General features: G+C 36.4%; 15 protein-coding genes and 1 riboswitch. Of the genes, 8 read left to right on the top strand and 7 right to left on the bottom strand.

The genetic code is table 11. From position 1 onward, the window contains the following. Window positions 1-63 (bottom strand): helix-turn-helix domain-containing protein (locus tag ACHUE4_RS10655; protein ID WP_394189805.1); only part of this gene is annotated, 63 nt, incomplete at its 3' end. A gap of 169 nt (window positions 64-232) precedes the next feature. Between ACHUE4_RS10655 and ACHUE4_RS10650 the strand changes: the two genes are divergently transcribed. After that, the gene (locus ACHUE4_RS10650) at window positions 233-1,321 is read left to right on the top strand and encodes an AI-2E family transporter (RefSeq protein ID WP_394189795.1); all 1,089 of its coding nucleotides are present in this window, start codon (window positions 233-235) and stop codon (window positions 1,319-1,321) included. Between the two features lie 123 nt (window positions 1,322-1,444). On the opposite strand, the gene ACHUE4_RS10645 is transcribed toward ACHUE4_RS10650, so the two are convergent. The 6 genes from ACHUE4_RS10645 to ACHUE4_RS10620 form a co-directional block, all read right to left on the bottom strand. Then, complete coding sequence (locus ACHUE4_RS10645; protein ID WP_394189793.1) at window positions 1,445-1,672, bottom strand: hypothetical protein; 228 nt, start codon at window positions 1,670-1,672, stop codon at window positions 1,445-1,447. 23 nt (window positions 1,673-1,695) lie between these two features. After that, complete coding sequence (locus tag ACHUE4_RS10640; RefSeq protein WP_394189791.1) at window positions 1,696-2,001, bottom strand: DUF3243 domain-containing protein; 306 nt, start codon at window positions 1,999-2,001, stop codon at window positions 1,696-1,698. A 94-nt stretch (window positions 2,002-2,095) separates the two neighbouring features. Continuing rightward, window positions 2,096-2,794, bottom strand: coding sequence for a hypothetical protein (locus tag ACHUE4_RS10635; protein ID WP_394189789.1), 699 nt, complete (start codon window positions 2,792-2,794; stop codon window positions 2,096-2,098). 345 nt (window positions 2,795-3,139) lie between these two features. Further along, a complete protein-coding gene (locus ACHUE4_RS10630; protein ID WP_394189787.1) occupies window positions 3,140-3,964 on the bottom strand; it encodes an ABC transporter ATP-binding protein in 825 nt (274 codons plus the stop codon). Between the two features lie 286 nt (window positions 3,965-4,250). Beyond that, window positions 4,251-5,480: a peptidase T gene (gene pepT, locus ACHUE4_RS10625; protein ID WP_394189785.1), complete on the bottom strand. Its 1,230-nt coding sequence runs from the start codon at window positions 5,478-5,480 to the stop codon at window positions 4,251-4,253. A 128-nt stretch (window positions 5,481-5,608) separates the two neighbouring features. Then, window positions 5,609-6,262 (bottom strand): glycerol-3-phosphate acyltransferase, encoded by a 654-nt coding sequence (locus ACHUE4_RS10620; protein WP_394189783.1) that lies wholly within the window; start codon window positions 6,260-6,262, stop codon window positions 5,609-5,611. A 137-nt stretch (window positions 6,263-6,399) separates the two neighbouring features. After that, a riboswitch (SAM riboswitch) is annotated at window positions 6,400-6,516 on the top strand. A 120-nt stretch (window positions 6,517-6,636) separates the two neighbouring features. Here ACHUE4_RS10620 and ACHUE4_RS10615 point away from each other — a divergent pair. From ACHUE4_RS10615 to ACHUE4_RS10585, 7 genes are all read left to right on the top strand, one after another. Further along, window positions 6,637-7,926, top strand: a complete 1,290-nt coding sequence (locus tag ACHUE4_RS10615) for an O-acetylhomoserine aminocarboxypropyltransferase/cysteine synthase family protein (protein ID WP_394189781.1) — start codon at window positions 6,637-6,639, stop codon at window positions 7,924-7,926. A 17-nt stretch (window positions 7,927-7,943) separates the two neighbouring features. Next, on the top strand, window positions 7,944-8,999 hold the full coding sequence (gene metX / locus ACHUE4_RS10610) for a homoserine O-acetyltransferase MetX (protein WP_394189779.1): 1,056 nt from the start codon (window positions 7,944-7,946) through the stop codon (window positions 8,997-8,999). Next, complete coding sequence (locus ACHUE4_RS10605) at window positions 8,972-9,958, top strand: homoserine dehydrogenase (RefSeq protein WP_394189777.1); 987 nt, start codon at window positions 8,972-8,974, stop codon at window positions 9,956-9,958. The genes metX and ACHUE4_RS10605 overlap by 28 nt, the downstream gene beginning before the upstream one ends. Before the next feature lie 464 nt (window positions 9,959-10,422). Continuing rightward, complete coding sequence (locus ACHUE4_RS10600) at window positions 10,423-10,563, top strand: hypothetical protein (protein ID WP_394189775.1); 141 nt, start codon at window positions 10,423-10,425, stop codon at window positions 10,561-10,563. Between the two features lie 118 nt (window positions 10,564-10,681). Beyond that, window positions 10,682-11,296: a hypothetical protein gene (locus ACHUE4_RS10595; RefSeq protein WP_394189773.1), complete on the top strand. Its 615-nt coding sequence runs from the start codon at window positions 10,682-10,684 to the stop codon at window positions 11,294-11,296. A 213-nt stretch (window positions 11,297-11,509) separates the two neighbouring features. After that, complete coding sequence (locus ACHUE4_RS10590; RefSeq protein ID WP_394189771.1) at window positions 11,510-11,659, top strand: hypothetical protein; 150 nt, start codon at window positions 11,510-11,512, stop codon at window positions 11,657-11,659. A gap of 47 nt (window positions 11,660-11,706) precedes the next feature. Then, complete coding sequence (locus tag ACHUE4_RS10585; RefSeq protein ID WP_394189769.1) at window positions 11,707-12,141, top strand: hypothetical protein; 435 nt, start codon at window positions 11,707-11,709, stop codon at window positions 12,139-12,141. Window positions 12,142-12,156 lie beyond the last annotated feature (15 nt).

The following is a 12,156-nucleotide window of genomic DNA, read 5'->3' as shown; positions in this document are numbered from 1 at the left end:
AATGAGGATTTCTTGTTCTTTGGTTGGATAGATCCGGAATTTGTATGCCTTATTGACTAACATGATTTTCACCCCTAACGATACGAATGTTTGTTCTCATTGTACCATCGTGAGGAAAGTTTTGACTACCGCCAACCGACATCCATCTCCCACCTACTCATTAGGGGCTTCGCCCTTTTCATTCTTTGAGGTGGGAGTCTTCTGTCGGATAAAGATAAAGGATGTGTATAGATTGACGAAAAAGTTATGGTTTCAAGTAGGCGTTGGCTTACTACTCGGCTTAGTTATTATTCGAATGTTTATGGAAGTGAAAGGAATTTTTTCGCCACTTCTCATTATAGGTCAAACGATTTTCCTTCCTCTATTAATTGGAGGAGTGTTATTTTACTTAACTAGACCGTTACTTAAGTTTTTAGAATCAAAAGGGTGGGCGAGATGGACAAGTATTTTGGCTATCTTCGCAACGATAGGTTTAGCTCTTTGGTTCTTCTCATCCATGATTGGTCCAGCTGTAACGGATCAAGTGAACGCGTTAGTAGAAGATGCACCAGAGATTACAAAAGATGTGGAAAATATGGTCGATTATGTCATTAATCAAAAAGATCGCTTGCCAAAAGCGATTGAAAAATCGATTGATGATCAATCAGGACGTGTGAATGATATTGCGATGGGCTTTGGTTCTTGGGTAGTCACATTCATCCAAAGTTTCTTCCAAGGATTGTTCCTTTTAGTTCTGGTTCCATTCTTCCTTGTGTATTTGCTGAAAGATCACGAAAAGTTTGCCCCATTTATTGCTGGGTTCTTTAAGGGAGATCGCAAAACCTGGATTCGTAAAACGTTGGTCGATATTGACATTACGTTAAAATCATATATTCAAGGACAACTATTAGTTAGTTTTGCAGTAGGAATCATGTTATTAATTGGTTATCTGATCATTGGGTTAGATTATGCCTTGTTACTCGCTATTTTCGGAATGTTTATGAATGTGATTCCTTTCTTAGGGCCATATATTTCTGTTATTCCAGCTCTAATTATTGGATTTGTTCAAGAACCTCAACTAGCTTTATATGTTGCGATTATCATGTTAGTGGCTCAACAAATTGAGAGTAATTTAATTTCACCTAATGTTATGGGTAAAGCACTCGATATTCATCCTTTAACTGTTATTACCGTCATTTTAGCTGCAGGTAATATCGCAGGATTATGGGGCATTATCTTAGCTATCCCTACCTATGCAATCATTAAAACGATCATCAAAAATATATATGCTCATCGAGTAGAAATACGCGATGCTGCGACAAGTACTGTAGACGAGGACTAATAACAAAAATCTCCTAACCGGTTATCGGCTAGGAGATTTTTGTTACACCTATAAATGATATATTTTGGGATAACAGAATAAGAAAAAACAGCGTGCACAAAACTGATGCACGCTGTTTCATTTTTAATCTGGATAACGTTCTTCGCTAGAAGAATCGTCTTTTGTTTTACGATGATTTTTTTCATCTTTTACTTTTTGATTTAATTCTTCTACAGGAACCGCATCGACGGTTTGCATATCGTCATGCATGTCGAAGAGGCTTTCTTTGTCCGTTTTAACTACATCTGGATTATCTAAATCACGATGTTTTTCATCTTTACGATCACGTTCATTGAAAGGCTTATTCGTCATAACAAGTCGATCCTTTCCTGACCTTATTTACGCACCATATTAACTAACATATGTGCTAATGCGTGCTGTTGGTCTTTATCGCCTGACTTCCATAATTCTTGAAGCAAGTTTTCTTCACTATTACGTGGTTCTTCATTATTAGCTAAGTATCCAGCAACCATTTCAGCTGTTTTCGCCAATTGCTCTTCACCTAAACCTAATTTTTCACCAGTTGCAACTTTACCGCCTAAATAAGATTTAAAGGTTGAAAAATTCGCTAAAATTTCATCTTTCTTTTCAGGACTTACATTGTTTAATTCCTCTTGAACTTTACCTTGAATGTTTTCCATGTCATTGACACGCTCCTTTTCATCTTCTTACTGTTAGGTTTATCCTAATTGCCCAAACCTAAAACCTACCAATGTGCAAAATAGGTATTATTAACTACAGTAAGGGGCAGAATCCACAAGCTTGTAATCCAGGCACATCCTTGGAAAAACAACAGGTTGTTCGAATTTTTGTATTGAGCAAAAGGGAAGGTTCGGAACCTTTTAGATAGGTGGCGAATAAAGAGTGCGAAGATATTCCAGTCCACATGTCATCTTCCTTCAATAAATCAAGAACTTCTCTCGCCATTTCTGTCGTTGAAGTGGTGTTAAGCATCACATGAAAATGCCAAAGCATAAATCCGAAAACATTCTCCCATAAGGTTAGGGGAGAGACGGATGAATAATTTCGTAGAGCATGGATCATCGGTTGAATTTGTTCGTGTAAAATGTGATGAACTAATTCTTTGGGTGGAATAGAAGAAGTATCTTGATAATCTATAGGTGAAATAAATGTACTTACACTCATATTGCCGTATTCATTTATTGCGCCAAATTGAACTTGGTTTGCTTTGCCCATCCACATTTCTTCATATGTAATAAAGATGACAAATTGAGTGGAGACAAACATGCCATATCTGCGCATGAAGTAAGAGGCAGCAACAGCGTCTTTGTCAATTCCAGTAACCGTTTTTATTACTGGGAGAATATCGACTTGATGTAGTTGCTCCAATGTGAATAAAGGATGCTTCGGTTGACTGACATACGTGCTATACATATTCAATTGGCGGATTTGATCGTTCGTTAAAGTAGTCATAGGTCAAGTATACAAATAATTTTGTAGAATGTGTTGACTTACTTACTGATAATGATTATCATTATCGTATAAGGAATGGTATTCCTTCTATATTAGTCAACATGTTAGGACGAGTCAGCGACTTTTCTCCAAAATGAAGCTGACATTTCACAAACTTAACCCCCCTCACCGTTAAGTTGTGTATACAAAAGATTCATGCGCAAACCGTGCGTATGAGTCTTTTTTTGTGTGTAAATTACTTTGTTTCTTAACTTTTAACTATGGAGGATTGCTTAAAAATGTATACAAAAAACCCAAATGCATGATGATACATATGGGTGAAATTTTATATATTTAATTGATGAATTATGCCCCTGCAGAGGCAAGTAATTCTGGCACGACACAACGGCCACGTCCAAAGGGAATACAGTGAGGCGTTCCAAACATTGGATCCTTAGAAACTTGGCATTCCATTCCGAAAACTGATCTGACTAAATCACATGTCACAATTTCTTCTGGTTTACCCTGAGCATGAACTTCTCCGTCTTTTATAGCAACTATGTTATGTGCATAGCGGGAAGCTAAATTGATATCGTGCAACACCATTACAATCGTTCGATTCTTTTTCTCGTTTAATTCAAAAAGAAGATCTAGAATTTCGATTTGATGTGTCATGTCTAAGTAAGTAGTCGGTTCGTCAAGAAGAATAACATCCGTATCTTGAGCTAAAGTCATAGCAATCCACGCGCGTTGACGTTGACCACCTGAAAGTGTGTCTACGGCTTGATCCCGTAAATCACTAATATTCGTTGCTTCCATGGCAGCTTCTACTTTAACTGTATCTTCTTCTGACCAACGTTTCAGCCAAGATTGATGTGGATAACGTCCTTGTTTCACCAAGTCGTGGACGGTTAATCCTTCTGGTGAAACTGGTGATTGAGGGAGAATCCCCATTTTTTTAGCCACATCTTTTGATGACATTCGGTTTACATCTTTTCCTTCTAATAAAACAGCGCCTGATTCAGGCTTCAATAAACGGGCAATAGATCGTAAAAGAGTCGATTTCCCACAACCATTACTTCCAACAAATACAGTTATTTCACCCTGAGGTATATGTAAATTTAAGTTTTCGAATAGTAAATGATTCGTATAACCAATGGATAAAGAATCAGTTTTAACTGCCGTCTGCATAATGTGTAAGCCTCCAAATAGCTGATAGGTTTTCTTACTACCACATATGATAACACAATTTACGTATTCAGTGAGAATGATTTTCATTATTACGTTGAATTTTTGGCTGATTTGTGAAGGTCTCTAGTTTCAAATAGTGGAATCTTGTCGAGGTGAAATTTGAAGTACATATGTGTTTTATATGTTAAAGGGAATAATTAAATGAATGAAGGCGTGAAAAATATATGATTGTCTAATAGAAAAAACAAGCATAGGGGAAATACCCATGCCTGTTTTAGAAATCTAATTAAAGTGCTTGTTTTTCGTATAATTGAACCATTTCGATAATCACTTTTGTTGCTTTCTCCATGTTATCCACTGAAATGTATTCAAATTTCCCGTGGTAATTCTCGCCACCAGTGAAAATGTTAGGTGTCGGCATGCCCATATAAGAAAGTTGAGAGCCATCCGTTCCTCCACGAATTGGTGAAATGATTGGTTCAATTGATAAGTTCTCCATCGCTTCTTGAGCAATTGTCACAATATGTTTTACAGGTTCAATTTTTTCACCCATATTAAAGTATTGATCATTTATTTCAACTGTAATAGCATTCACGCCATATTCAGCGTGAATATCAGCAGCAGCTTTTTCGAAAATCGCTTTTTTCTCTTCAAATTTTTCGCGGTTAAAGTCGCGAATAATATATGAAAGTTTTGCTTCTTCAACATTGCCTTTGAAATTCATTAAATGAATGAACCCTTCGTAGCCTTCTGTTTTTTCGGGAACCTGATCAGTAGGCATATGTGATTGGAATTTGGTTGCAATCGTCAAGGCATTTACCATTTTATTTTTCGCTGAACCTGGATGCACACTAGTTCCTCGAGCAGTCACTTTTACACCTGCAGCGTTAAAGCTTTCGTACTGAAGTTCTCCGAGTGGTCCGCCATCCATTGTATACGCATATTTAGCGTCAAATTTTTCTACATCAAATTTATGAGGACCACGCCCGATTTCTTCATCAGGTGTAAATCCAACTCTTATTTTACCGTGTTTGATATCAGGATTTTTAATCAAGAACTCCATTGCAGTCATGATTTCAGCAACTCCAGCTTTATTATCAGCACCTAAAAGAGTTGTTCCATCAGTCGTAATTAATGTATGTCCAATGTAGTTATTCATTTCAGGGAAGTCCTCAGGTGACATCACAGTATCTTCATTTAACTGGATTGGTCCACCTTCATAACAATCAATGCGCTGAGGATTCACATTTTTACCCGTGTAATCAGTCGTCGTATCGACATGAGCCAAAAACCCAATTGTCGGAATGTCTCGGTCTGTATTCGAAGGAAGTGTGGCAAATAAATAACCATACTCATCTAAAGTGATATCTTCCATTCCGACAGAAGTTAATTCTTTTTCTAATTCGTATAATAAATCCCATTGTCCAGGAGTGGAAGGACAAGTGGTGCTTTCCGTATCTGATTGTGTATTTATTTTGGCATAACGTACGAGGCGTTCGATTAATATTTCTTGCATATATACATCTCCCTTAGACATTCTAATCTACAATTAGTTTAGCACTCACATCGTTTTCGCGAAATAATGATTTACCTTGAAAATTTCGTATGAATTGTCTTAATAAGTGCTTGTTTAAAATGATACCATTACCTTTGTGACGTTTCTCCTTTTTTCTTTTTTAATACCGTGGAAATTCGAGGTTCAGTGCCACCTTTTATTCTTACCATATTTTCTTTGTGTTTCCACATGGCTAAAGTGAATAGTGTAATAGCAACTAATAGTGGAGCAATTCCTTCAGTAAACCACAAACTGTAGCCAGTAAATGTGAGGTATAAAAAAAGTACGCCAACAAGCAAATAATCTGTCATAAGAGTTGTCACAATTAGAAGTGCTAACCCGACAAATCCCATTTTCCAATCTAGTGCAAAGAGAACGCCTATTACTGATGCCGTCCCTTTTCCACCATTAAATTTCATCCATACAGGATAATTATGTCCGATAGTAACTGCCATACCCGTCAGAAACAATAAAGACATGATTTGTTTATTCGAATAAAACGTATCGTTTAAGAAATAATGCATGAATACAATTGCAAGGAAACTTTTTCCTATATCAATTAATGCAACTAGTGCTCCATATTTCCACCCCAAAACAATGGTTGCATTTGATGCACCTGAATTTTTTACGCCTTGTTCTTTTATATTTACTCCGGATAACCATTGTGCTATTTTCGATCCGTGGAGACTGCCAATCATATAACCAAAAAGAATAACAATTGTTGTCCATATTACAAGATTCATATTTTCCAACCCCTTTGCATTACATTCATTTAAACGTTTGAGTGTAGGTTGAAGTTTCAAAATTTATTTAAAAATTCTTGACTTTTTCTTTTTTAAAAACATATAATGTTTCTCAAGATGGAAAACTAAATCTAATACTCTTATCAAGAGCGGCGGAGGGACTAGGCCCTGCGATGCCCGGCAACCGGCAAGTGACAAACTTGCAAAGGTGCTAATTCCTACAGATTTCTTTACGTGGATCTGAAAGATAAGAGGAGGAATACGCACTTGCGAGCCCCCTCTTCTTAAGCGAAGATGGGGCTTTTTTCTATTCCAAAAACTCCTCTTTCGCCTCCACACTTCCATCGAAACCACTAATCAGGAGGGAATTATCAATGACAAATCTTCGACCAGAAACACTACTCTTACATGGAGGGCAACAGCCGGACCCGATAACAGGTTCTCGGGCAGTGCCGATCCACAAAACCACATCTTTTGTATTCAGAGACACTGATCATGCACAAAAATTATTTGCGTTACAAGAAACGGGTCATATTTATTCACGTATAGGCAACCCAACAGTGGATGTATTTGAACAGCGTATTGCATTGCTAGAAGGAGGTACTGCAGCAGTTGCTTTATCAAGCGGAATGGCTGCTATTGCTTTCTCCATTTTGAATGTGGCAGGAGCGGGTGATGAAATCGTTGCTGCAAGTAATCTATATGGGGGAACTTATAATTTATTTGCTAATACACTTCCAAGGTATGGAATAACAGTGAAGTTTGTCGATTCCGCAAATCCTGAGAATTTCCAAAAAGCCATTACTGAAAAAACAAAAGCTCTTTTCGGAGAAATTATCGGAAACCCAAGCCTTCATGTGTTAGATGTCGAAGAAGTGGCTAACGTGGCACACGCGAACGGAATTCCGTTGATTGTTGATAATACATTTGCTACTCCATACGGAAGTAATCCAATTGAATATGGTGCAGACGTAGTCGTACATTCAGCAACTAAATGGATTGGTGGACATGGAACTTCTATCGGCGGCGTCGTGGTTGATGCAGGGAGGTTTGATTGGAATAGCGAGAAGTTTCCAGGATTCACGGAACCAGATGCGAGTTACCATGGATTGCGGTATGGGATTGATGTGCCTCAAGTTGCCTTTGCTATTAAACTGCGTGTTCAATTACTACGAGACTTCGGACCATGTTTAAGTCCTGAAAATGCATTTTCTTTTTTGCAAGGTCTCGAAACGCTGCACTTACGCGTACCGAAGCACAATGAAAATGCATTAGCTGTCGCCAACTATTTGGAAAATCATCCTGCGGTTGAATGGGTGAGTTTTAATGGATTTGAATCCCATCCATCTCACCAACTTGCTAACAAATACTTGAAAAATGGTTATGGGTCGATTGTAAACTTTGGAATAAAAGGAGGAAGAGATGCAGGACGTAAAATAATTGATAATGTCCAAATTTGGTCTCATGTAGCGAATGTCGGAGATGCCAAGTCACTTATCATTCACCCAGCTTCTACAACTCACCAACAGTTAAGTAGCGAAGAATTAAAACTTTCAGGTGTAACTGAAGAATTGATTCGTTTGTCAGTTGGATTGGAATCGATCGAAGACTTAGTTGCAGATTTAGCGCAAGCAATCGAACAAGCAACTGTGGTGGAAATTTAACTTGGAGGTGAGTTAGAGTGTCAACAGGCAAAGTAACAATAGGGAGCTTCCAATTAGAGTCGGGAGACTGGTTAAAAAATGTCGAACTATCATATGAATCTCTTGGACCTTCAGATGCACCAGTTGTTTTAGTTTGCCATGCTTTAACTGGAAACCAATATACAGTTGGAACAGAAGAATCTCCCGGATGGTGGAGTGGACTGATTGGACCTGGAAAGTATATCAATACAAATAATTTTCGGGTCATTACTTTTAATGTACTAGGTGGATGTTCGGGTTCAACAGGGCCGTTGACGATTAATCCTGATACAAGAGAACCATACCGATCTTCATTTCCGAACATTACAATACGGGATATGGTGCATGCTGAGAGAAAAGGATTACTAGCGTTAGGTATTGATAGACTTCATGGAGTAATCGGTGGATCTCTAGGCGGAATGTGCGTACTGGAATGGGGATTGCTTTATCCACAAGATATGAATTTACTTATTCCATTAGCTGTAACCCCGTATCTAAGTGATACAGGAATTGCGTTTAACTATATTGGAATTCATGCCATTGAAACCGATGCAAGTTTTCACAATGGAAATTACACTAAATCATCTGATATTAAGGGGTTTGAGACAGCAAGAATGGCTGGAATGGTCACTTATCGTAGTGAAAAGCTACATAAAGAACGATTCTCCAGAAAAATCAGAGATGACGGTTTATTCGAAATCGAATCCTACCTAAAACATCAGGGAAGAAAGCTAACCCGTCGATTTGATGCAAACAGCTATCTAACGTTACTTCATGCAATGAATACACATGATATTGGTTGGAGAAGAGGAAGTATAGAAATAGCAGCTAGTCATTTTAAGGCGAAAATGATATCTATCGCATTTACACATGATTTAATTTATCCAATTGAGGACATACGTTTCTTTACTCTTCTTGTTCCGGATAATCATTTTTACATGGTCAATACACGATTCGGTCACGATGGCTTTCTGACTGAATTTGAAAAATGGGGAAGTATAGTAACGATTCACTTGGAGGCGAAAGCGTGGCAATCATTCAAGCTGCAATCTTAGGCTTTGGAACAGTTGGGCAAGGCATTTACCAAATACTTAATGAGAGAAAGGTGCAATTGAAACAATCTCTTGGGCTGGATATTGAAGTAAAAGCTATTCTCATACGAGATCTTGCAAAAAATCGTATAGCAACGCCAGGCGTATTAGTGACGGATAGCTTTCAAGAAATCGAAGCTATCCCGGGTATTCAAGTTGTGTTTGAAGCCATCGTAGGTGAAGAACCAGCGTTTGATTACTTGAGTAGAGCTATTCAAAAAGGATGTCACGTAATCACTGCGAATAAAGTCATGTTCTCGAAGTATGGTTTGCAGTTAGAAGAACAGGCAAAAGTGAAAGGTGTACATATAGGATATGAAGCAACTACTGCAGCTGGTGTTCCGATTATTAAAACCTTGAAAAATCTTCTTCAAGTGAATCAAGTGCATAAGATTCAAGGGATTTTAAATGGAACGTCAAATTACATGTTAACCCAAATGCGTATTCAACAGTGCCTCTTTTTAGATGCGTTGCAGGAAGCAAAGTTACTAGGATACGCAGAAGCTGATCCCTATAATGACATTTCTGGTCAAGATGCTTTTAGAAAGTTAATGATATTGAGTACTCTCGCTTTTGGTAAACAGCCAGAATGGCAAGATGTAGAGGTTGAAGGAATAACTAATATAACACTTGAAGAGGTACAAAATGCTTCAAGTAGAGGGATGCGTTTCAAACAGATAGCAGAGATTAGTCAAGAAGTTGATGGGTCTTTGCATGCTTTTGTTAGGCTAAAACTAGTAGGTCAAGAGCACCCACTATATGCGATTGAAGGTGTAGATAATGCCATTAGCCTTGATACAAATTACATTGGAACATTAACTTTGACAGGCCCAGGAGCGGGCAAATTTCCTACAGCCAGTGTAATGGTTGAAGATTACGCAGACATCATTAGAAAACACACTCAATTTTTGGTTACATTATAAAAAAATTCAAGCCGCTATATAATCTCCATCCAGGAGGTATATAGCGGTTTTTGATATTCAAAATATGAAAGATGGTTAGATAAAAAAATACATTCAAAATACCTAAAGTAAAGTATCTTGAATTCAAGATTATTGGAAATTGGTGGAAAAAATAAACGATTCATTATACCCTCTTAAAGTAAAAAAAAGGGTATTTACAAGTTAAAAGGTTATAGTTTTGATTTTATAGTGTTTTTTTTAAAATGACCGTAGAATAGCATTTCGTAAGGCGTGGTAAAAAATAATTAGTAGTATAGGTTTATTTGCACGGTACAAGGGAACTAGTAAGACCAAACTGGTAATCTTATCTATCTTTGACATTTGAGGAAAGTAAATGGTAAATAGGAGTAGATTAATATACTTGTTTAATAAATATATTTGCCTAATGAGGTTTTATTAAGACCATTTGAAAAGAGGAATGTTTGATGTTAGAGGCAAAGAGGCGTGCGGCTGTATTTTTCATCTTGGCTTTTATTTTGGCAGCTGCAACAGGTTATATGGTTCTTCAAAAAGTTAAAGACTTGAATTCTGAATTAGGCGCGATGACAAAAGTAACTATATTGTGAATTTAAACGATTATGTCAAATATGTCTGAGTTTCCATACTTTCTATTTAATAATTTAATGATTATTTTAATTGCTATACATTTTTAATTCGTGAAGAAGTAGTGGAGGAGATGAAAACATGGATAAATATAATGATAGAGAGTTTTCTCAGTCTAACTTAGAGCCTCAAACAGTTGCTGACCACCGACTAGGTATGACGTTTTTTTTATTTTTTATAATTATGATAGGTACAAGTTTCATTCCAGAAAAAACGGTGCTGACTTGGATACTAATTAATAGTATTTTCACTTTCATTTTTTTAGGAATTCTTTTCTTCTTATGGACGAATTACAAGTACGATACGGTTAGATACTATTCATTTCAAGTTTATATAATGTTAATGGGGATAGTTTTTTTTGCAATTACTCCTATATTTAAGCTACTATTTGGAACGATATATTTTTGGATTCTTCTATTTTCAACTTTGGCAATCATTATTACTTCTCATTTCTTTAAAAATAGAACTGCCAGAAGTTTTGTGAATAAAAATCATAAATTACTTGTGACGATTTTATCTGTATACATGATGGCTTTAATCGTCATTGGAATATTTTTGATAGGAATAATGCATATAAATGAAGCTCCTGAAAATGCAGGTGTTTCAATCCTATTTTATTTTATAAGTTTCTTGTTTATGGTTATGGCTCCAATGTTTTTAGTTCGCCCAGATGAAGTGGAAAAACTAAAACATTAGCTTCATTCTTCTTTGAAACGTGACTTCACATTCCTTAGATTTAATTTTGAGATAAAAACTTTGATTTAATAATTAAAATAGAGAACATTATCTCAAAAGTGGTTCATTATTATTTTGTATTGTTTGGTTACTCTTTTAAATTAATTCTTTATATGTATGTATGTGCAGTACAAGATTAATAAATCACCTTTGTCATTAAAGGAGAATTAATTTATGCCTAAACCGTCCATGTGGATTTTTTTTAAAATGCCACTTATTCCAGCTCTAATTAGTTTAGCCATCCCCTATTATGATCAGAAATATTTATTCATCACTGTTTTTGTGTATTTTGGTTATGTGCTAATGGTAACTATGGGGAAGTGATTGGTAGAAGATTCAAAAGATTTAATTCTTTAAAGTTCATGGGATATATGAATTTTACAGGTTTCAGTGTCTTCTTTATCATCCCTCTAGTAAAAGTATTTGATGGTAGAATCCTGATTCAGTTTTTATTAATAAGTATATGGCTAATTTTGCATGTCATTTTCGTTGTGAAATGCGAAGTCCTATTTAAAATAGTTATTCCCAGTGCTAATGAGACAAGGTCAAAATCGACGATTGTCTATTATGGAATATTCTTAGTCCTATTTGTCATTTCTGGTAGTGGTAACTTCTTAATAATAAGAAATATGAGTGAAATCTTTGGGGAAACCATTACTTTAAGTTACCTAACCAATATATTATATGTGGTTGGTTGTTGGTTTGGTACTTTAGCTGGTGTTATGAGCATTGGTGTACAAGGTAAACTTCCACCTCATCGAATCGAGAAATTCGTTAATAAAGATAACCTAGTGAAGAATAAATAAATTTAATATGGTTCG

It is taken from the genome of Paenisporosarcina quisquiliarum (assembly GCF_043641925.1).
Classification (GTDB): domain Bacteria; phylum Bacillota; class Bacilli; order Bacillales_A; family Planococcaceae; genus Paenisporosarcina; species Paenisporosarcina quisquiliarum_A.
The sequence above is the reverse complement of the archived record's forward strand: the minus strand, read 5'-3'. Positions and strand labels throughout refer to the sequence as shown.

Coding starts and splice junctions, on each gene's coding strand:
- ACHUE4_RS10645 (WP_394189793.1), bottom strand. CDS start 1,672: ATGACGAATAAGCCTTTCAATGAACGTGATCGTAAAGATGAAAAACAT.
- ACHUE4_RS10640 (WP_394189791.1), bottom strand. CDS start 2,001: ATGGAAAACATTCAAGGTAAAGTTCAAGAGGAATTAAACAATGTAAGT.
- ACHUE4_RS10635 (WP_394189789.1), bottom strand. CDS start 2,794: ATGACTACTTTAACGAACGATCAAATCCGCCAATTGAATATGTATAGC.
- ACHUE4_RS10630 (WP_394189787.1), bottom strand. CDS start 3,964: ATGCAGACGGCAGTTAAAACTGATTCTTTATCCATTGGTTATACGAAT.
- pepT (WP_394189785.1), bottom strand. CDS start 5,480: ATGCAAGAAATATTAATCGAACGCCTCGTACGTTATGCCAAAATAAAT.
- ACHUE4_RS10620 (WP_394189783.1), bottom strand. CDS start 6,262: ATGAATCTTGTAATATGGACAACAATTGTTATTCTTTTTGGTTATATG.
- ACHUE4_RS10615 (WP_394189781.1), top strand. CDS start 6,637: ATGACAAATCTTCGACCAGAAACACTACTCTTACATGGAGGGCAACAG.
- ACHUE4_RS10600 (WP_394189775.1), top strand. CDS start 10,423: ATGTTAGAGGCAAAGAGGCGTGCGGCTGTATTTTTCATCTTGGCTTTT.
- ACHUE4_RS10595 (WP_394189773.1), top strand. CDS start 10,682: ATGGATAAATATAATGATAGAGAGTTTTCTCAGTCTAACTTAGAGCCT.
- ACHUE4_RS10590 (WP_394189771.1), top strand. CDS start 11,510: ATGCCTAAACCGTCCATGTGGATTTTTTTTAAAATGCCACTTATTCCA.
- ACHUE4_RS10585 (WP_394189769.1), top strand. CDS start 11,707: ATGAATTTTACAGGTTTCAGTGTCTTCTTTATCATCCCTCTAGTAAAA.